Origin of the sequence: Collinsella sp. CLA-ER-H5 (assembly GCF_040092375.1) — a bacterium.
In the GTDB taxonomy this organism is placed as follows: Bacteria; Actinomycetota; Coriobacteriia; order Coriobacteriales; family Coriobacteriaceae; genus Collinsella.
This window is the reverse complement of sequence record NZ_JBBNLR010000024.1, coordinates 19,472-39,316: the sequence shown is the minus strand read 5'-3', so window position 1 is coordinate 39,316 and position 19,845 is coordinate 19,472. Positions and strand designations below refer to the sequence as shown.

Genomic DNA, 19,845 nt, shown 5'->3' with positions numbered 1-19,845 from the left:
GCGGACCGGGACGGGTTCAACGGCAGGCCCCGCCGACCGATTGCAAGCGGTCGGCGGGGCCATTGTGGCTCTTGACAGCGGATTGGGTCATATGAGCGAAAGCCCGCCAGAGCGAGCAAGGTGCCTTGAAACGAGACGGCATTGACCTTCTGGTCATGCCGCCGAAGTTGAAAGGCAGATTGCCGCTCTGGCGGGCTTGCAGCGTCGAGCCGTTACGCGGTTTGGTAAAACCGCGTAACTTACATGACCATAACGTAGCGCGATCCCACGTAGTACTGCTTACCCATCAGGACCGGCTCGCCATTGGGGCCGGTAAAGCCGGCACGCAGATTGAGCAGCGGATCGTGCGGAGCAATGCCCAGCTCGACCGCCTGCTCGGCGTTAGCTCGAACGGCCTCGACCGTACGGTAGCCAACCGAGACAATCGGGATTCCGCCAACACGCTCGACCTCGGCAAAAATCGACTTGTCCTCAAGATCGGCCGTCAACAGCTCGCGGTAGGCATCAAACGGCACAAAGATGTTCTCCTCAAAGATGGGCTCGCCGTCGGCCGTACGCACGCGCTTGATATGCAGCAGCAGCGCATCCTTCTGCAGGCCAAAGAACTCCATCTCGTTTTGGCGCGCCGGAACGATCTGGCGATCGATCACGTGCGCACCGGCCTTCATGCCGTTGCCGGCACACAGCGCGGTAAACGTCTGCAGCGTCGAGGCGTGAAACTGGCGGTTGATGTGCGGCGTGGAGACAAAGGTGCCGCGGCCCTGCTGCTTAACCAGGTAACCATCGGAGCACAGCTCCTCGACAGCGCGGCGCACCGTAATACGGCTCACCTCGTACTGCTCGGCTAGTTCAAGCTCGGACGGAATACGCTCCTTGGGTGCATAAACACCTTTCTCGATCGCATCCTTGATTTCGTCATAAATCTGCTGGTAAAGCGGTGCATTTTTGGGCGCAGGCATATCTGATCACTCTTATCAAAATAGCTAAATTTCTAATACGTATATAACGTCTAGTTTTATGTTACCTCATAATGATAAAACGATACACCCTCCCTACCAAAAAGCGACAGCTTCATTTTGGTAGGTTTTATCTGGGCAAACGAGAGCCTCTCGAAAGCAACGGGGCTTTCGGGGGGCTCGTTCGGATGGGTTGCGCAGGACCGGCAAAATGCCAATACCCTACTTGCCGTCGTCCTGCTGCAGGCTGTCCTGTTCGCTGAGGCGCGCCTGCCTGCTGGCCATGCGTGCGGGCTTGTCGGGATCGGGAACGGCCGTGGGCATGGGCTCGTCGACATGACCACCCCACCAGCCGCCCACAAAGTTGAGCGTGTGGAACACGTTGATCACGGCGCCGGGATCAACGTCGCACACCAGCTTGATAATGTCCTGACTCTCGTAGGTCGAGACAACGGTGTTCAGCAGGTACATCTTTTCGCGGCTATATCCGCCGACGACCTCGGCGCAGCTAATGCCGTGCTGAAAATGGTTTACGTAGGCAGTCATGACCTCGTCTGCCTTACGCGTCGTGATCTGCAGCGTCACGCGATCGTAGCGACGATAGAAACTGTCGATGGTCTTGGTCGAAATAAACTGGAACACGATGGAATACGCCGCCTTGTCCCAGCCAAACATAAAGCCAAAGATCGCCAGGATAAAGCAGTTGAAACCAAAGATGACGCCCCAGATGGTCTTGCCCGTGTGGTTGGAAACCCACAGCGCGATAAAGTCGGTGCCGCCGGTAGATGCGCCGGATTTAAGTGCGATGGCAGCGCCCAGACCCGAGACCACGCCGCCAAAAATGATGAGCATGATCTTGTCGCCCAAAAATGGAGCGAAGTGAAAGACGTTGAGGAACAGCGACGAGAGCACGACCTGCATCATCGAGAAGATGACGAAGCGCTTGCTGATGCCGCTCCAGCATAGGAGCGCCACGGGGATGTTGAGCGCAAGCATACCGAGCGAGATGTCGATGTGAACGCCGCCGAGCGAGGTAACGCGATCGAGCAGGACCGCGACGCCGGTAAGGCCGCTCGGAAGCAAGTCGGCGGGCCGAATGAACGCCTGAATCAGAAATGTCTGGAGAACGGCAGAAATCGTGACCGCCGCCGCGGTAATGGCGCGGCGGACGATGGTGAGGCGGCCGAGCACGAGCACGCGGTCCGTGAGCTGATCGATGGCGTTCGCCACGTAGGCTCCTTTCGAAGGCAGATGTAATTGTGGGGCATGCCGGCGATTGTAGCATGGAGCGCGAGAGGACGCTTCAATTCACCCTCTCTCGACAACCAAAACGAGCCAGCAGCCCCCCAACCAAAGAGCCAAATTCTAAGTGAGTAGGCTTTTCGCGACCTGCCGAGCACACCCAAAGCTGCCACTTCCGTGACCTGCGGTTTTACTAAGGCAGATACGCTTTGTGCTCGGCCTGCGCCAAAAAGTCTACTCACTTAGCCTGAGTCGAAGCCAAACGGATCAAATCGAAGCCAAAATGAGCCAATCCACCGCAAGAGACGTGTGAATCCGCACTTCTTGCGGCGAATTGACGCTACAAAGCGGTCAGAATGTCGGCGAGGTTGTCGATGACGGCGTCGGCTCCCGTTTGGTCCAGGTTAACGCCCTCGTGCGGACGCAGCGCCAGGACGCGCGCGCCGGAGCACTTACCGGCCTCGATGCCCAAAGGCGAGTCCTCGATAACCAGGCACTCGGCAGGCTCCACCCCCAGCGCCTCCATGGCACGCAGGTAGATCTCGGGGTCGGGCTTAAACGCACTGCACTCGTGACCGCTGATGGTGTAGTCCAGCACGTCGGCGATACCGGCAATCTCCACCAGCTCGTCAATGAGCTCGCGATAGGACGAGCTCGCGATGGCGCACTTCACGCCGCGCTCGTGCAGCTTGCGCATCACCGGCTCCGTCTGCTCGTTGAGAAGCTCGGCATACGGAACGGGGTGGTCCGGGCTGTAGACCTGCTTGTACTCCACGCGCAGGCGCTCGCGCAGCTCAACATCGTCGGGCACCAGCGCCTTCCAAATGGCGGGCTCGTTAGACCCCGAAAGATCGGGGATCTCGTCAAAGTGGAAGCCCTTCTCTTCCATAAATGCCACGCGGCGACGGTTGTAGAACCACTCGGTATCGACCAGCACGCCGTCCATGTCAAACAGCACTGCCTTGATCATACGCATCTCCTCCCACCTGCCAAAAAGGGACAGGTTTATTTTGGTAGGTTTAATCTGGGGTTTTGCGACACGACAGACACGCCCTCCCCAGAGCAAAAAAGGGGACGGGGCGCAAACCCCATCCCCTCTCAATCAACCCGTAAGGTCTACTTACTTGTGATTAGTAGGAAAGCTTCCACATGTAGCGACGCATGGTCAGCGGGTGCTGACGGGCCTCGGCGATCTGGTTGCCGTACTCACGCATAACGGCGAGGTGCAGCAGCGGGTTGAAGTAGGTGATGACGCTCGCGGGCACGGCGTCAGCCAGGCCGTAGTCCTTGGAGTCGATCAGAGCGACCTTGGCGCCCATGCGCTCAAGGAAGGTGAGGGCGCGGGCGTCCATCGGACGGGTAGCGCCATCGGACATGAAGAAGACGTAGGGCTTACCCTCGGTGGAAACCTCGAACGGGCCGTGGAAGTACTCGCCGGTGTTGTAGGCGGCGGCGTCGATCCACTGCATCTCGGTGAACAGGAAGGCGGCGTGAGAGTAAGCCATCTTCTCGGAGGCACCGGAGGCCATGAAGTAGATCATCTTGTCGTCCTTGAAGTCCTCGGCGAACTTCTTGGCGAGCTTCTTGCAGTGCTGAGCGGCGTTCTCGCAGAGATCGAAGACGTTGGTGAGGCCGGTGATCATGTCCTCGTAGTGGTCATAGCCCTCGGTCTGCTGAAGGATCTCGAGAGCAAGAGCGATGGCGTAGCCGGGCTTCTCGCACTTGGCAGCGTAGTTGGCGTGGAAGCCGTGAACGATGACGTGGTCGGCGTCGACGGTCAGAGCGGAGCCAGCCTTGTTGGTGAGGGAGACGACCGGGCAGTTGTGCTTCTTGGCGGTCTTGTTGGCCTCGACGGTCTCGGGCGTGGAGCCACCGAGGGAGCAGGTGATCACGAAGGTGTGCTCGTTGACCCAGGAAGGCGTGTCGTAGTTGAACTCGTTAGCGGTGAAGATCTGAACGTTCAGCTTGTCCGTGTTGTTGGCCAGGAAGTACTTGGCGGGGTAAAGGTCGGACATGGAAGCGCCGCAGCCGACGAAGGCGACGCTGTGGATCTCGTGGTTGGACAGGACGTCAGCGACGATCTGCTTAGGGAGGTTAAGGTCGATCTCGTACATCTGACACATTCCTTTCGATTTTTGCGGCGCCACATTGCCGGGCGCTCGCAGGGTTACCGTGATTTGGACCGAGTCGCCGGCCCGTTGAGGATGTGACAAAGGAACTGTCCCTTTGACACATTTAGGGATGGAAGCCTGCCTGGGGTATGGGATGCCAGGCAGGCCCCCGGGGGAAAGCGATTAGGCGCTTGGTCGCGACTAGGCCAGGATGCCGGCCGCGGAGAGGGCGATGCCGCCCACGATGGCGATCACGAGAAGCCAACCGGTGTTGACGTTCTTCTTGATGAGCCAGTACATAAGGCCAGTGAGGCCAAGGGAAATCATCTGGGGCATCATGCCGTCCAGGATGTCCTGGATCACGACGGTGCCCTCAGCGAACTGCAGCGGGGTGGTGGCGCCGATCAGCGTAGCGATCATGCCGCCCACGGACATAAGACCCACGATGCCGCAGACATACATGAGCTTCTCCATGAGGTCGCCGCCCTGAAGCTTGCTCAGGTACTCGTGTCCGCCCTGATAGCCCATCTTGGCTGCGAACCAAGTGATCAGCACAGAGGGGACGATGGAGATGAGAAGGGCCAGGATCGGGCCCATGATGGAGCCCTGCTGAGCCAGCTGAACGCCCAAGCCAAAGGCGATAACGCGGATGGTGCCCTGGAAGAAGGAGTCACCGATGCCGGAAAGCGGGCCCATAAGGGAGGTCTTGACCGCGTTAATCGAATCGGGGTTGAAGTTCTCGGGATCCTTGGCGTACTCCTCCTCCATGGAGGCGGCGAGGCCCAGGATGAAAGCGCTCGTCTGCGGGGTGCAGTTGTAGAACGCCATGTGACGGTGGTAAGCCTCTTTCTTAGCAGCAAGCTGCTTGGGGTCGGACTCGTCCGGATAGAGGCGATCGAGCGTGGGAACCATACCGTAGAGGAAGCCCATGTTCATCTGACGCTCGTAGTTCCAAGAGGCCTGGATGGCCCAGGAGCGCCAGAAGAACTGGCTGACCTTCTTGTTCAGGGACACGTCCTTGGTTGCGGTTGCCATAGTGTGTTCCTCCTTAGTCTTCGTCGTCTTCGAGCGGATCGTAGTCGGAATCGACACCGGCGGCTGCATGGGAACCGTTGAACTTGAAGCCCATGAAGACGACAGCCAGGCACACACCGATCAGAGCGACCGCGATGACGGACAGGTTGAGGTAAGCGGCGAGCAGGAAACCGATGAACAGGAACGGAGTCATACCCTTCTTGATCATCATGGTGAGCAGCAGGGCCAAGCCGTAGGCGGTCATGATCTTGGTCGAAACGTTAAGACCAGTGGACAGCCACTCGGGAACCATGTTGACGATGGCCTGAACCAGGTCGGTGCCAACAAAGACGGCGAGGAAGATCGGCAGGAAGTACATGATGGCGTACAAACCGGAGCCGGCGCAGATGTGCATACGGTAGGCGGTCTTGAACTTTCCGTTATCAATCGCGTTATCTGCCACATGGGTGAGGACGGCGATGATGGAACGGAACACGATGCCGAGGAGCTGACCCAGGACGGCGACCGGGATGGCGATCGTCATGGCGGTCTCGGCGGAAGCATCGGTCAGGCACGCAAAGGCAGCGGCCACGATGCCGCCCAGGACCATATCGGGCGGAACGGCGGCGCCGACCTGCACCAGGCCCATGGACACGAGCTCGACGGCGGCACCGACGGCAAGACCGGTGGGCACATCGCCCAGCAGCAGACCGACGAGCGTAGCGCCAACGAGGGGCTGCTCGAAGTTAAGACGACCGAGCAGGCGGGAGTCCCACATGCAGAACACGCCGACGAGGCCGACGAGCACCGCACTGATGAACGTATTCATACCCTTCTCCTTTCAGTCAGGCAAAAGCCTGGTTGATTACAGCTTGGCGTCGATGTCGACGCTCTGATACGTAGGGGTCTGCTGGACGTAGAGCTTAATGCCCATGTCGAGCAGCTGGTTGACGTCGGCCTTCTGGGTGGCGTCGAAGAAGACGGAGCTGTCCTTGCCGCCAATCTGATCGGCACCGTCGTGGTTGGCGGTGGCGCCCAGGTTGATGGCGTCGAGCTTGTAACCCTGGCAGAACTGCAGCATCTCGGCAGTGTTGCCAAAGACAAACATGACGCGCTCGCCGAGGGTGTTGAGCTTGTCCATCTTGGCGAGGGCACGCTCGACGGTGAAGACGTTCAGGCGCACGCCCTGGGGCTTGGCCAGCTTAAGAGCGCCCTTCTTGATCTCATCGTTGGCGGCAGCGTTGTCGACGACGATGATGCGCTCGGCCTGAACCTTGGTGGTCCAGGTAAAGACGACCTGGCCGTGCAGCAGACGGTAGTCAAGACGTGCGAGGACGATCTTGGCGGGACCGGAGCTGTGACGGGACGCCTTGGCCTTCTTGGCGGGAGCCGCGACGGCCTCGACCGGTGCGTTGGGGTTGGTCAGACCGGTGCGGGCCTCGTTGATGAGGGCCGCGAGCTCGGCACCCTTGATGGGGGCGGGGCTCATAGCGAGCGTCAGCGCCAGCGGAATATTGAAACCGCTGACAACCGTGAACTTCGTGCCGTTCTTGGAAAGCTCGACCATGCTGTTGTTGACCGAGCTGCCGAGCATATCGGTCAGCACATAGACGGTGTCGTCCGCGTTGAACGTGGCGATCATGGCGTCCACCTTGTTGGTGATGGGCTCCTTGTCGTCACGAGCAAGCGACACGACGTGGACGTTCGACACGTCGCCGAGAACCATCTCGAGCGTGTCTTTGGCGCCTGCGGCCAGGCCGCCATGAGATGCGAGAATGATCTGATTCATCTTGCCTCCTCCTTTTCGTTATGGTCATTATAACGTCTTATACGTTGCTTATATTGCTAATTAGTATAAAGACCGTTCGCGGGTGAAAATCGACCGTTGACGGGTTTAACGTACTTGAAACGTTGGGGCTGGATAGGCCGGCGCTGGCTGGATAACCCCAGGCCAGACGCCGTGCACAATCCCCTATCGCACGAAGTACCAGGGGCTTTCCTGCACGGTGGGCTCCAGCGCGATGCCAGTGCGTTCCTTAAACAGATCCATGTCCTGAGATTTTTCGGTCCACCACGCGTTGGGCTTAAAGGTCATGCTCTCGACAATACGTTTGACAATGACGCTGTTGCGCAGCCTGGAGAAGTCGGTGTTCATGATCAGGATGGACGCGAGCACCAGCACGATGCCCAGGACCTTGATCGCGCCGGCGGGCTCGGCGTAGACACCAATGCCCAGCAGTACGGTGACGACCGTCTCGAATGACATTACGACGGGAACTTTCGACGTCTCGAGCCCCATGGACAGACCCTGCATATATAAGACATAGGCCACGGCTGTGGGGATGAGTCCAAAACCAAAGAACAACAGCAGCAGCTGTGGCGACATTGCCGCGGCGACATCTGGCCACGGAGCCGCGATAGCCGCCATAACCGCACCGCCAAAAACAAGGCCCCAAAACGTGACAGCCAGCGGGTGGACCGTCTTGGTTGCTATCCGGCTAAACACCGCGAGCGACGCGCCACAAAAGCCCGCGATCACGCCCGACGTGACGCCCCAAACCGAAAAATGGAAACCGGAAAGGTCGCCATTGGTCACTGCAAGTACACAGCCACCGATATTAAAAGCGATGGCAACGAGCTTGTTGGGAGTCACATCCTCGCGATAAAGCACGCGGCCGAGCATGACGCCAAACACCGGCGAGGTGTAGAGCAGCACCGAGGCCGTGGACATGCCCACCTCGCCCATACACTCGTAATAAAGCGTGTTAGCGGTGGCGAGGCCGATAATGCCAAGAAGCGCACAGGGAACAAGCTCTTTAGGACTTGCCTTGAACAGTGCCAGGGGACCCGATGCTTTTCCCTCACGATCGCCTCCCTGGCAACCCATGAACGCCAAGACCGGAGCCATTAAGACGGCACCTGACAACAGGCGAAAGGCCGCCATGCTCTGAGACGAAACACCCAGGGCCGAGATGCCTTTTACAAAGATTCCGATGCTGCCCCACATAAGCGCGGCGATCAGCACCAGCACATAGCCCAGATTGCTTTTCTTCAACGCAGCCTCCTCGGTATTGTTTCCAATATGTTTCACACTACGTTATAGTCGTTATATACATTTTTCAAGACACAAATCGGCGAGCGGGAAAATCCGATCGCCCACACACTCATTGGGTACTCATTGGGGACGTACTTAAATGAGTAGTCGTTGGGGACGTTCTTGGATGACTAGTCATTTAAGAACGTCCCCAACGACTAGGACTGTCCCCAACTGCCGGCAGAAAAGGAACGTTCCCAACGTCTAAGGCGCCGCTGGTTGAGCATAAGTCAGCGAGCGGGCCGCATTTGAGGCAAGGTGACGTGAAACGAAAGGGCGCTGACCTTCTGGTCGCGCCCTTGAAGTTGAACGTCAGATTGCCCAAATGCGGACCGCGCAGCGTCGAGCCGTTACGCGGTTTGGTAAAACCGCGTAACTAATACTCAAGCTTCCACATGTAGCGACGCGTCATGTAGTCCTTGTGGGTGACTGCAGAGAGTGCACGCATGTACACATTGTTGAGGATCGGGGCAAAGATCAGGTGGTTGAAGTACTCGCTCACGCTGTCCTTGATGTCGTTGAGGCCGAGCTCCTTGGCGTCGAGCTGATAGACGCGCTCGCCACCGTACTGGTTGACGAAGCGGATGCCGCGCTCGTCGTTGCAGCGGCTGCGGCCGACGCTGATGAGCTGGAACAGCGAGGTGCGCTTGTCCAGGATCTCGAAGGGGCCGTGGAAGAAGTCGCAGGTGTTGATGGTGCAGGAGTCGATCTGCAGCATCTCCTGCACGTTGCAGATGCTAAAGACGTAAGCGGCACCAAAAAGCGGACCCTGAGCCATGACATTAATGCAGGGCTTGTCGGCGTTCTGCTCGGCCCACTTGGCAGCGAGCGGACGGGTGTACTCGACGGCCTTGCGATAGATGGGATCGATCAGGTCGAAGGCGGCCATGGCGGTCTCGTACTCGGCATAGCCCTCGGTCTGCTGCGTGAGCTCCATGGCGATCATGGTCACGACGGCGGAGTTGGTACGGCCCATGCAGGACTCGTCGACGGCCAGGCTGTCGTACTGGATCTTGTAGTCGCAGACCTCGGTGAGGCCGGACTCGTCGACATAGATGGCGATGGTGCTGGCGCCGTGGTCCTTGGCGACCTGGGCGGCGACGATGGTCTCCTTGGTGCCGCGCATGGACACGACGACGGCCAAGGTGTTCTCGTTGACGTAGGCAGGGGTTGCGTGCACGAACTCGTTGCTGGTGTAGCTGGAGCTCACGACCTGCGTGGCCTCGTGCTCCATAAAGTACTGGGCAGGATAGTTGCCGCCGTTGGATCCGCCGGCGCCAATCCACACGACGCGCTTGATACCGCCCTTGTCCGCCTTGTCAGCCAAAACCTGGGAGACGACGTCCTTAACCTGTTCCTGAGTGGTCATCGTGCATCAGCCTTTCTTCTCGTTTGATGCTCTCGATGGCATACAAGTTACATACATGTTTTGGTTATGTCGACTAGTTGTATGCTATATTTGTCTTAGAAATTTTGCTGGTAAAGTTTTCGGCAATCCATTACCAGCGATTTTGTTGTCATATTGGATACATGCTTGGTTCAGTAAGCATACAAGTTAGATACAGGTTGTTCGCATGAGCACTTCGCCAAAAAAGAACTTGGCCCAATACGAGCGTCTGGCGGGTACGCTGCGTGACCGCATCGCCGCCGGCACCTACGCACGCGGAGACAAGCTGCCGTCCGAGATGGAGCTCATGGACGAATCGGGGCTGTCGCGCAGTACCGTGCGCCACGCGCTTAAGGTGTTAGTTGACGAGGGCCTGGTGCGCACCGAGCGCGGACGTGGCACCTTTGTGGCCGACACGCCCGCGCTCCACGAGAACAACCTGGTGTTTTCGAGCTATACGACACAGGTCCAGGGTCAGGGCATGAAGCCCACCACGCGCACCGTGGACTCGGGCTTTGCCAAGGCGGCCGGCAGCATAGCTAAGTTCTTTGACGCCGCCGTGGGCAGCAAGCTCGTCAAACTTGTCCGCCTACGTTATCTGGACGACGCCCCGCTGTGCTTGGAGACCACGTATCTGCCGCCAAGCTTTGGGTCGCTCATCGATCGCGACCTCAACGGATCGCTCTACGCGACGCTGCGTCAAGAATTCCATCGCGCGCCGGCACAGGGGCACAAGACCTTTGAGGTGTGCTATGCCTCGCAAAACGAGGCGTTTTTGCTCAACGTCGAGCGCGGGCAGGCGCTAATCCTAATCACCGACTACGTCTACGACACCGACGGCCGCCCACTCCATGTCTCCAAGCGCATCCAACGCACCGACCGCGCCAAATATACCGAGCCCATCGGCTAACCTGCCAAAATAAACCTGTCCCTAAATGGTAGGTTTGGGGAGGTCGGGGAACCAGGTTGGTTTGGGCTGGTTGGGCGTGCGCTCGGCTAGGACCAGCTCCATCCAGCACATGTCGTACCAGCGGCCGAACTTTTGGGCGCAGCGGTCGAAGGCGCCCACCAGGCGATATCCCATATGGGCATGGAAATCCTGACTGTTGTGCGTCAGGTATTCGTCGTCCTTATCGTGCGGCACGGCGATGAGGGCGCACATGTTGGTGATGCCCATCGCAATCAGGCATTGCTTGAGCGCATCGTGCAGCTTGCGACCCAGCCCCCCATGGCGCACGTCGCGCGCCAGGTAGATCGACGTCTCGACCGACCAGTCGTATGCCTCGCGGCTGTTGAGCGGGCTCACGTAGGCATAACCCACCGGACGCCCGTCCAGCTCCATCACCAGATACGGATAGCGCTCGAGTGTACACTCGATGCGCCCGGCGAACTCCTCGGCGCTCGGCACCTCGTATTCGCAGGTAATCGCCGTCTTAAGCACATACGGCTCATAGATGGCAAGCAACGCCGGCGCGTCATCGGGCGTCGCCAGGCGAATCGTCGGCTCGGACATCTCGGCCATACAACCCTTCCCTCTCAAAAGCAAAGGCCGCCCCGCGCCAAACCCAGGCGCAAGGCGGCCCCTCGTCATTACATCAACCTACAGGACAGCCGCCAGCGCGTCGATGTCCTCCTGGATCGTGGCCCAGCTGGTGCAAAAGCGCACCACCGTGCGGGTCTCGTCGTACTTTTCCCAGTACTCGATCGAGGCGTGCTCGCGAATGCGGGCCATGTCCTCATTGGGCAAAATCACAAACTGCTGGTTGGTGGGCGTCTCCAAGAAGAACTGGTAGCCGTGCTCGTGCAGCACGCGACGAAGCGCCTGCGCCGTCTCAATCGCCTGGCGGCCAATCTCAAAATACAGGCCGTCGGTAAAGAGCGCCTCAAACTGCACGCCCGTCAGACGACCTTTGGCAAGCAGCGCTCCATGCTGCTTAATGCGCGGAATGGGGTGTGCCGGAGCGTGCATGCCGCAAAACACCACGGCCTCGCCGCAAAGCGCGCCGCACTTGGTGCCGCCAATGTAGAACACGTCGCACAGCTGCGCCAACTCGGGCAGGGTAATGTCGCACTCATCGGCCGCCAGCGCATAGGCCAGGCGGGCGCCATCCACAAACAGCGGAATCTGGTGCTTCTGGCACACCGCATGGATCGCCGCGAGCTCGGCGGCAGAGTACAGCGTGCCATACTCGGTCGACATGCTCACATACACGGCGCCCGGGAATACCGTGTGCTCGTAGCTCTCGTTTTCGTAGAACACCTGGATATAGTTTTCGAGATCCTCGGCATGCATCTTGCCCTCGTAGCCGGGGATGGTGAGTACCTTGTGGCCACCAAACTCGATGGCGCCCGCCTCGTGGCAGGCAACGTGGCCGGTCTCGGCGGCGACCACGCCCTCGTACGGCGCGAGCAGCATGTCAATCACCGTCGCATTGGTCTGCGTGCCGCCCACCAGCAAAAACACGTCGGCATTGGGAGCCTGACAGGCCTCGCGGATAAGCTGCTTGGCACGCTCGGTATGCGCATCGGTGCCGTAGCCGGGCTGCGGTTCCATATTGGTGTCGACGAGCGCTTGCAGCACCGCCGGATGTGCACCGTGGGAATAGTCATTGTTGAACGCGAGCATGGCAATCCTCTCTTACCAGGTATCGTCCAGATGATTCAGGTGGGGCTATTGTACGCCGTGAGGATAGGCAATGCGCGCGGCAAGGCACTCAAGTGCCAACACCAGGGCAAAGCCGCAACTCACGTCAGTCAAAAAGTGTGCACCGATCACGATACGGCCAAAGGCGACGAGCGCCGCGACGGCCGCCGCGACCCAAAAGACCACGCGGCGTCGCGACGGCTTTTCCTTAAAGGCCGCCGCGGGAAGCCCGGCGAGCATAAGGCCGATCGCCGCATGCGCCGTGTGTCCGCTCGCAAACGACTTGAAGCCGTCCTTGATCACGCCGGCGGCGATATAGGCCCACTTGTCGGGGTTACCGATCACCCACCACGGCTGAAAATTGAGCCCCGGCGTGACCTCGATCACGCGCATGCGCGGGCGTGACCACAACGGCTTGACAATGACGTTGAGGATGATGGCCTGAGCGACCCACACGGCAAGCACCATCAGCGCCCAGCGCGTGAGCTCGTCGGGGTCGGTGTCGCGCGTAAGGCGATAGACGACAAAGTTGGCAGCGATAACCAGCACAAACGTCAACACCAACTGAACCGCGACGAGTTTGCCGCCAACCAGCAGGGACGAAATAATCTCGTAGCCGGCCAAGCCAACATTGACGAGGATGCCGAGCACGGCGAGCCATTTGCTCCCCCTGGAATCGGGACGCACCGCGCGCACGAGCATAACGCCCGCGATGCTCGCCGTCAGCTCAAACGGCAGCTCGCCGGCGGCCTCGATAAAGCGTCCGTACATGCTGCCGATGTTGAACAGCGCACTCGAGATCTGGTAATCGAAGAAACTGCCCACGCCCAGACAAAGGCACAGGACAACCGCAATGGCAGCGGCGTCTTTCTTGTAGATGTACCCGAACATGCTTTCCTTTCCATCGGGCGAAGGGTCGACCCGCAACGTGGTGGGACAAAGTTATCAGTAGTTTTGTCCCACCGACTTACTTGTTAGTCATCGTCAGTAGCGCCCAGCTGCTGCAGCAGCATGAGTGTGGCCGCCACGGGGCCGGCGCCGTCGTTGGCGTCGAGGCCGCGACCCAGGCCGCTGCCCGCGCCGGCGCCCGCCTTGTAGGGCACCGACAGCTTGCGGCTCTTGGGGAAGTTCACCGCGCCATAGCGATTCTTGAACTCAAAGGCTACCTTCTTGGGAACGTCAACCCCCAGGAAGGTAATGCGCCCGCCGCTGAGCGTGACGCTCTCGAGCCCCAGGCGCTCGCCGCGAATGCGGATGCGCGCGCGGTTGAACAGATTGAGCCCCGCCAACGGCAGCTCGCCATGCGCGGCCTCGGTCTCTTCCTGCACCTCGTCGATGCTCTCCAAGTCCTCGGCCGCCGCGAGTTTGCGGTACACGAGCACGCGCTGGTCCACCGCCGGCAGGTACTCCTCGGACAAGAAGTAATCGGCCGGCAGGTTAATGCCCACGCTCGCCGCCTCCACGCCGGCATCGTCATCGCCGCGCGCCTCGGCCACGGCCTGGCCCAACATCTGCGTAAACAGGTCAAAGCCCACGCTCGACAGGTTGCCGTGCTGCTCGGCACCCATCAGCGAACCGGCGCCGCGGATCTCCAGGTCGCGCATGGCGATGCGCATGCCGCTGCCCAGGTCCTGGAACTCGGAAAGTGCGGTCAGACGCGCCGTGGCCTCCTCGGTGAGCGGCAGCTCACCCGGGAACATAAAGTACGCGTATGCCTGCGTGGCCGAGCGGCCAACACGGCCCTTGAGCTGGTAGAGCTGTGCCAGACCCAGGCGCTGCGAGTCCTCGATGATGAGCGTGTTGGCGGTCGCGTTGTCGATGCCGCTCTCCACGATGGTCGTGGCGATGAGCACATCGATCTTTTTGGTCGCGAACTCGATCATCACGTCCTCGACCTCGCGCGGGCTCATCTTGCCGTGCGCCACGCCCACGCGCGCCTCGGGCGCGGCCTCGTGCACGCGTGCCACAGCGTCATCGATGGTCTTGACGCGGTTGGACACGTAGTACACCTGTCCGCCGCGACCCACCTCCAGGCGAATCGCCGCGCTCACCACGTCGGGGTCGTACTCCCCCACGTGCACGATCACGGGGCGGCGCCCAGTCGGCGGCGTGGTAATCAGGCTCATATCGCGCACGCCGCTCGTGGCCATCTGCATGGTACGCGGGATGGGCGTGGCCGAAAGCGTGAGCACGTCGATCTGCTCGCGCAGGTTCTTGAGCTGCTCCTTGTGCTGCACGCCAAAGCGCTGCTCCTCGTCGATGATCACCAGGCCCAGGTTCTTGGGGTTCACATCGGCCGAAAGCAGGCGATGCGTGCCGATGAGCACATCAATCGTGCCCTCGGCAAACGCCTTGAGTGCGCGCTTTTGCTGCGCCGGCGTGCGAAAGCGGCTGAGCACCTCGACCTCAAGGCCAAACGGGGCAAAGCGTTCAAAGAACGTCTCGTAGTGCTGCTGGGCCAGAATGGTCGTGGGGCAGAGCACCATGACCTGGCGACCGGAGTCCACGCACTTAAACGCCGCGCGCAGGGCGACCTCGGTCTTGCCAAAGCCCACGTCTCCGCACAGCAGGCGGTCCATGGGCTTGGGCGCCTCCATATCGGCCTTAATATCGGCGATGGCCTCCAGCTGATCGCGCGTCTCGTCGTAGGGGAAGCTCTGCTCCATCTCGATCTGCTCGGGCGTGTCGGGCGGGCAAGCGATACCGGTAATCGAAGAGCGGCGCGTATACAGATCGACCAGGTCAAACGCCAGCTTTTTGGCGTTCTTGCGCGCCTTGTTGGTGGCACGCGTCCAGTCGGCGGTGTTGAGCCTGGTCAGGCGCGGCTTGTCGCCGTCGGGGCCAACATAGCGCGTGATGCGGTCGACCTGCTCAAGCGGCACGTAGAGCTTGTCGCCATCGGCATATTCCAGCAAAAAGTAGTCGCGCTCCTTGCCGCCCACTTCCTGGCGCGCGATCTCGCTAAAGAGCGCGATGCCATGCGTTGCGTGCACCACGTAGTCGCCCGGCTTAAAGGGGAAGGTGATCTGCGTAATATCGACCTTGCGGCGGCTGCGGGCGCGGTTGGCGTCCATGCGGGCGTTGAGGTCGGCGATCGAGAACACGGCCAGATTGGCATCGGGCACCACCACGCCCTGCGGCAGGGCGGCGTCCACAAAGGTCACGCGCCCGCGCGAGATGGTGGGCACGGCGGCGCCGGCGGCAGCCTGGGCCGCACCCGCCTCGAGCGAGCGGGCGTTGAGCGCATCGGCATGGCGCTCGCGAATCGAGGCATGGGCCTCCTGACGGGCAGCACGGTCGGCAGAATCCGCCGCCGCCACGCGCACACGGTCGCCGATAACGCCGGCGTTTTCGGGGGCGGCCGTCAGCGACTCCTCAAAGGTAATGCCTTCGTCGCCAAAGGTGAGCTCCATCGACTCGCGCGCACCGCGGTCGGGAATGGCAAACACGCAGGCATAGCGCTTGCCCACGACCTCCTGAATGCGCGTCATAAATCGATTGTCCGAGCCCGCAATGGCCGGCTGCTCAATCTTGAGCTCGGCCGTAACCGCGCCGCCGGCACGAATCAGGCTCACGTAGTTCAGGCGCTGCTGAGCACCAAAGTCGAGCTGTTGGGCACGCACGTACAGGCCGTCCAGACGGTCGACCCCCGCCTCGCCGGCACGGGCCTCGATATCCTCGTAGGCGCGCAGGCAGTCATCGAACAGCGAGCGCGGCTCGGACAGGACCACAAGCGCCTTGCCGCTCACGTGCGCCAACGGGCTCACGGTCTGGCCGTACATCACCGGCAAAAAGCGGTCGAGCTCGGGCGTGACGATGCGCGCGTCCACCATCTCGAGCAGCGCCGCCAGCTTGCTATCGCTCTGGCTGGCGCGATAGAGCGCCACATGCATGTTGTGGACGGCCTCGTCGGTGAGCGCCAGCTCGCGGCACGGGAAGATCTCGATGCTGTCCTCGTTGCCGATGGTTTGGCCCGTGGAGCTCACCATGCGGCGGATGCGGTCGATCTCGTCGCCAAAGAACTCAATGCGCACAGGTGCTTTTTCCTGCGCGGGAAACACCTCGACGGTGTCGCCGTGCACGCGGAACAGGCCGGGCGCGTCGGCGGCGCCGGCATTGGTGTAGCCCATGCCCACCAGGCGATGCGGCACCTCGTCAAAAGGAATCTCCTCGCCCACCGCAAAGGTCGTGGACTCCCAGTAGTGGCTCTCGACCGGCGGCACGCAGCGCAGCAGCGCGCGGGCCGAGGCGACCATGATGCAGTTATCGCCGCGCACGATGCGCCCTAAAGCCTCGCAGCGCTGGGCCACCACGGCGTCGTCGGGCGCCTGCTCACGCCATGGATAGTCTTTGCGCTCGGGAAAGCGGCACACATGCGCCAGACCCACATAGGCGGCCAGGCTGCGCGCGGCGCGATCGGCCGCATCCTCACCACTCACGATGTAGACCGTGGGACGCGGACGGCGCGCAAACTGAGCTGCCGCCATGAGCGTGCGGCCCGACTGCGACACGGCCAGCGTCACGTCCTCGCCGGCATCGAGCCCGGCCTCGACGGTCTGCAGGGCCTCGGCAGTGTAGAGCTGCGCGGCTATACGGTGAATGAGCATGTGGTCCTCCGGCATCGCAACGCCAAAAGCCCGCCGGGGCAGGCTCGGCGGGTCGTACGTCAAATACATTGTCTGTCATGGTAGCGCATGGAGAGGACTCCGGCTCAAGGGCAAACCCAGCCCCGCAAAAAACGCCAGACGAAGATGCGTTCCGCCCTACCCCGCCACGCGCACGCTGGGGCACAAATCTGCCAGCGGACACTCGTCACACTTGGGTTTGCGGGCGTCGCAGATCTCGCGACCAAAGGTGATCCACTGATGGTTGACCGACTCCCAATACTCGTGCGGCAAAATCTTGAGCAGATCCTGCTCGGTCTTGAGCGGTTCCTTGGCATGCGTCTTGGGACTCAGCATCAGGCGGTGCGCAATGCGGTTGACGTGCGTATCCACCGCGATGCCTTCCACGATGCCGTACCCCACGTTGAGCACGATGTTCGCCGTCTTGCGTCCCACGCCCGGCAGCTTCACGAGTTCCTTCATGTCGGCCGGCACCTCGCCGTCATAGTCGGTGACGATCATCTGCGCGGCCTCGACGGCATGCTTGGCTTTGCTCTTGTAGAAGCCGAGCGACTTGATGGTGTCCGCCACGTCAGCTACGCTCGCCCCGGCCATGGTCTCGGGCGTGGGCCACTGGGCAAACAGCCGCGGCGTCACTTTGTTGACCTGCGCATCGGTCGTTTGCGCCGAAAGCAGCACCGCGATCAGCAGGCGGAAGGGATTCTCGTGGTCCAAAAAGCACTCGACCGGGCCATAGCGACGGTTGAGGCGCTCACACACCTCGATGGCGCGCTCGCGCTTGGCGGCATTGGTCTCGCGTGGCATAACGACTCCTCGGCTCAACGGCACAATAAACTTATGGGCACAATTGTCCCACGTCCGAGACGCTTACGTCTCCAAGAATGCGCCGGTCTGACGGCTCCACAGACTCGCGTACTCTCCACCCGCCTCGACGAGCCGCGCATGCGTGCCGTCCTCGACAATCTCACCATCGGCCAACACCACAATGCGGTCGAGCGCCGCCACGGTGGACAGGCGATGCGCCACCACAATGGAGGTACGTCCATGCATCAGGTTTTCGAGCGCCTCCTGCACCAGCGCCTCGGACTCGCTGTCGAGGGCAGAGGTCGCCTCGTCGAGCACCAGAATCGGCGCGTCGGTGAGAATCGCGCGGGCGATGGCCACGCGCTGACGCTGGCCGCCCGAGAGCTTGACGCCGCGCTCGCCCACCATGGTGTCAAAGCCACGAGGCAAGCGGTCGATAAACTCCAGGGCGTTGGCCAGGCGCGCAGCCTCGCGAATCTGCTCATCAGTGGCGTTGGGACGACCGTAGGCAATGTTTTCTCGAATGGAGCGGTGGAACAGCAGCGCTTCCTGCGGCACGTAGGCAACCTGGCGACGCAGGCTCTGCTGCGTGCAGTGCGAGACATCCTGACCGTCCACGAGCACGCGGCCGCCCTGAACATCGTCCAGACGCAGCAGCAGCTTGGTGAGCGTCGTCTTACCCGAGCCCGATTTGCCCACCAGGCCCACGCGCTGGCCCGCCGCCACATGAAGTGTCAGGTCATCGAACACGTTCTCGCCCGCCGCAGCGTCACGGTACGCAAAGCTCAGGTGCTCAAAATCAATCCCGCCCTCGGTCACTTTGAGCTCAGGGGCGTCCGGGTCGTCTGCCACCAAACGCGGCTCGTCCAGCACGCGCGTCATCTCGGCCGCATCGCCCAAAGCGCGGTTGATGCGCTGCATCATGGAACTCACGTAGTTCAGGCGCATGGTGAGGTTATAGGTGTAGGTAAAGATCATGACGAGCGAGCCGGCCGAGATGCCAAACCACGCGTTGCCACCCGCCACGAACACACTCACCACGGCCATGGTGATGACGATAAGGCCCGAGGTCGTAAAGTTGCGCTGCATCATGGCGTGCATCGAGACCGTCTCGGCATCGCGCGCGGCGCGGTCGGCGGTGTCGAACAGATCGCGTTCAAAGTCCTCGCGCCCGCAGGTCTTGACGGCCAAGATGTTCGTGACCGCGTCGGAGAGCACGCCCGAGAGCTTGTTCTGCGCGGCGGACGTCGCGGCCGAAAGCGGCATGATGCGCTTGTACATAAGCCAGACAAACGCGATGTAGACGACCATGATGCACACCAGGATCACGGTAAATGCGGGCACCACCGGGGCGAGTGCGGCCACGGTACAGATGACCGAGGTGATGGTGGGGATGAGCGAATACACCGTCACGTCCACCAGACCCGTGTAGCCGCTCATAAAACGGCTTGTCTGGCTCACAAGCGATCCGCCAAAGCGGCTGGTATGGAATGTCATGGATTGGTTGGAGAGCGTGTCGAAGCACAGACGCGCCAGGTGATAGTTGCCCGCAATCTCGAGCTTGTAGACGGTGTAGTCCTGCAGCTTGGAGAGGATCTGGCCTGCCAAGTTGACGAGCACGAGCGCTAGGATATAGGGGCCGAAGACCTCAAACACCTGGTCACCCGCCACGGGGCCGGCCTGGACGCGGTCGACGATGAGGGCCATCACGTAGGTGTTGGCAAACGTGAGCAAAAAGATGTAGCCCGCCGACGAGAACACCGAGAGAAAGACGATCAGCGGCTGCGTGCGCGTGACGTCCCAAAAACGCTGCAGCGTGCGGCGCACGGTGGAGCGTTTGAGCGGACTGGTGCTTCTCTGAGACATGGGCTTCCTTTCGCGTCTGATAGGGCGAAACGCCATTGTTGCACATTGAAGCGCACTTCAGGCAAGCACGATGCGAAAAGCAGCGGGGCACCCGCGTTTACA

Annotated in this window: 16 protein-coding genes; 1 reads left to right on the top strand and 15 read right to left on the bottom strand. The window is 60.9% G+C overall.

Annotated features, from left to right (window positions below; genetic code table 11):
• Positions 1–239 precede the first annotated feature (239 nt).
• From AAAX31_RS08780 to AAAX31_RS08740, 9 genes are all read right to left on the bottom strand, one after another.
• On the bottom strand, positions 240–959 hold the full coding sequence (locus AAAX31_RS08780; protein WP_117848830.1) for a GntR family transcriptional regulator: 720 nt from the start codon (positions 957–959) through the stop codon (positions 240–242).
• Positions 960–1,178: 219 nt separating this feature from the next.
• On the bottom strand, positions 1,179–2,186 hold the full coding sequence (locus AAAX31_RS08775) for a YitT family protein (protein WP_349076962.1): 1,008 nt from the start codon (positions 2,184–2,186) through the stop codon (positions 1,179–1,181).
• Between the two features lie 352 nt (positions 2,187–2,538).
• The gene (locus tag AAAX31_RS08770; protein WP_271743754.1) at positions 2,539–3,168 is read right to left on the bottom strand and encodes an HAD family phosphatase; all 630 of its coding nucleotides are present in this window, start codon (positions 3,166–3,168) and stop codon (positions 2,539–2,541) included.
• Positions 3,169–3,328: 160 nt separating this feature from the next.
• Positions 3,329–4,321: an SIS domain-containing protein gene (locus AAAX31_RS08765; protein WP_117646616.1), complete on the bottom strand. Its 993-nt coding sequence runs from the start codon at positions 4,319–4,321 to the stop codon at positions 3,329–3,331.
• Positions 4,322–4,510: 189 nt separating this feature from the next.
• A complete protein-coding gene (locus tag AAAX31_RS08760) occupies positions 4,511–5,344 on the bottom strand; it encodes a PTS system mannose/fructose/sorbose family transporter subunit IID (RefSeq protein WP_349076961.1) in 834 nt (277 codons plus the stop codon).
• Between the two features lie 13 nt (positions 5,345–5,357).
• Positions 5,358–6,152 (bottom strand): PTS sugar transporter subunit IIC, encoded by a 795-nt coding sequence (locus tag AAAX31_RS08755; RefSeq protein ID WP_195246997.1) that lies wholly within the window; start codon positions 6,150–6,152, stop codon positions 5,358–5,360.
• A gap of 36 nt (positions 6,153–6,188) precedes the next feature.
• Positions 6,189–7,112: a PTS mannose/fructose/sorbose transporter subunit IIAB gene (locus tag AAAX31_RS08750; RefSeq protein WP_349076959.1), complete on the bottom strand. Its 924-nt coding sequence runs from the start codon at positions 7,110–7,112 to the stop codon at positions 6,189–6,191.
• Positions 7,113–7,295: 183 nt separating this feature from the next.
• Positions 7,296–8,378 carry a DMT family transporter gene (locus AAAX31_RS08745; RefSeq protein WP_349076958.1) on the bottom strand — a complete coding sequence of 361 codons (1,083 nt, stop codon included), beginning with the start codon at positions 8,376–8,378 and terminating at the stop codon, positions 7,296–7,298.
• Positions 8,379–8,793: 415 nt separating this feature from the next.
• Positions 8,794–9,786, bottom strand: coding sequence for an SIS domain-containing protein (locus AAAX31_RS08740; protein WP_349076956.1), 993 nt, complete (start codon positions 9,784–9,786; stop codon positions 8,794–8,796).
• 205 nt (positions 9,787–9,991) lie between these two features.
• Between AAAX31_RS08740 and AAAX31_RS08735 the strand changes: the two genes are divergently transcribed.
• On the top strand, positions 9,992–10,714 hold the full coding sequence (locus tag AAAX31_RS08735; protein WP_349076954.1) for a GntR family transcriptional regulator: 723 nt from the start codon (positions 9,992–9,994) through the stop codon (positions 10,712–10,714).
• Between the two features lie 21 nt (positions 10,715–10,735).
• Here the strand turns inward: AAAX31_RS08735 and AAAX31_RS08730 are convergent, their stop codons facing one another.
• The 6 genes from AAAX31_RS08730 to AAAX31_RS08705 form a co-directional block, all read right to left on the bottom strand.
• Positions 10,736–11,326: an N-acetyltransferase family protein gene (locus AAAX31_RS08730; protein ID WP_349076953.1), complete on the bottom strand. Its 591-nt coding sequence runs from the start codon at positions 11,324–11,326 to the stop codon at positions 10,736–10,738.
• A gap of 78 nt (positions 11,327–11,404) precedes the next feature.
• Positions 11,405–12,430: a beta-eliminating lyase-related protein gene (locus AAAX31_RS08725; RefSeq protein ID WP_349076951.1), complete on the bottom strand. Its 1,026-nt coding sequence runs from the start codon at positions 12,428–12,430 to the stop codon at positions 11,405–11,407.
• A 45-nt stretch (positions 12,431–12,475) separates the two neighbouring features.
• Positions 12,476–13,339, bottom strand: a complete 864-nt coding sequence (locus AAAX31_RS08720; RefSeq protein ID WP_349076950.1) for a phosphatase PAP2 family protein — start codon at positions 13,337–13,339, stop codon at positions 12,476–12,478.
• 83 nt (positions 13,340–13,422) lie between these two features.
• Entirely contained in the window at positions 13,423–17,055 is a 3,633-nt protein-coding gene (gene mfd / locus AAAX31_RS08715) for a transcription-repair coupling factor (RefSeq protein WP_349076949.1), read from the bottom strand.
• 156 nt (positions 17,056–17,211) lie between these two features.
• Positions 17,212–17,877, bottom strand: coding sequence for an endonuclease III (nth, locus tag AAAX31_RS08710; RefSeq protein WP_117770291.1), 666 nt, complete (start codon positions 17,875–17,877; stop codon positions 17,212–17,214).
• A 63-nt stretch (positions 17,878–17,940) separates the two neighbouring features.
• Complete coding sequence (locus tag AAAX31_RS08705) at positions 17,941–19,743, bottom strand: ABC transporter ATP-binding protein (RefSeq protein WP_349076947.1); 1,803 nt, start codon at positions 19,741–19,743, stop codon at positions 17,941–17,943.
• Positions 19,744–19,845 lie beyond the last annotated feature (102 nt).

Bases quoted from the DNA above. Each gene is read 5' to 3' on its own strand.
- AAAX31_RS08780 (WP_117848830.1), bottom strand. From the start codon at position 959: ATGCCTGCGCCCAAAAATGCACCGCTTTACCAGCAGATTTATGACGAA.
- AAAX31_RS08770 (WP_271743754.1), bottom strand. From the start codon at position 3,168: ATGATCAAGGCAGTGCTGTTTGACATGGACGGCGTGCTGGTCGATACC.
- AAAX31_RS08765 (WP_117646616.1), bottom strand. From the start codon at position 4,321: ATGTGTCAGATGTACGAGATCGACCTTAACCTCCCTAAGCAGATCGTC.
- AAAX31_RS08760 (WP_349076961.1), bottom strand. From the start codon at position 5,344: ATGGCAACCGCAACCAAGGACGTGTCCCTGAACAAGAAGGTCAGCCAG.
- AAAX31_RS08755 (WP_195246997.1), bottom strand. From the start codon at position 6,152: ATGAATACGTTCATCAGTGCGGTGCTCGTCGGCCTCGTCGGCGTGTTC.
- AAAX31_RS08750 (WP_349076959.1), bottom strand. From the start codon at position 7,112: ATGAATCAGATCATTCTCGCATCTCATGGCGGCCTGGCCGCAGGCGCC.
- AAAX31_RS08740 (WP_349076956.1), bottom strand. From the start codon at position 9,786: ATGACCACTCAGGAACAGGTTAAGGACGTCGTCTCCCAGGTTTTGGCT.
- AAAX31_RS08735 (WP_349076954.1), top strand. From the start codon at position 9,992: ATGAGCACTTCGCCAAAAAAGAACTTGGCCCAATACGAGCGTCTGGCG.
- AAAX31_RS08730 (WP_349076953.1), bottom strand. From the start codon at position 11,326: ATGGCCGAGATGTCCGAGCCGACGATTCGCCTGGCGACGCCCGATGAC.
- AAAX31_RS08725 (WP_349076951.1), bottom strand. From the start codon at position 12,430: ATGCTCGCGTTCAACAATGACTATTCCCACGGTGCACATCCGGCGGTG.
- AAAX31_RS08720 (WP_349076950.1), bottom strand. From the start codon at position 13,339: ATGTTCGGGTACATCTACAAGAAAGACGCCGCTGCCATTGCGGTTGTC.
- mfd (WP_349076949.1), bottom strand. From the start codon at position 17,055: ATGCTCATTCACCGTATAGCCGCGCAGCTCTACACTGCCGAGGCCCTG.
- nth (WP_117770291.1), bottom strand. From the start codon at position 17,877: ATGCCACGCGAGACCAATGCCGCCAAGCGCGAGCGCGCCATCGAGGTG.
- AAAX31_RS08705 (WP_349076947.1), bottom strand. From the start codon at position 19,743: ATGTCTCAGAGAAGCACCAGTCCGCTCAAACGCTCCACCGTGCGCCGC.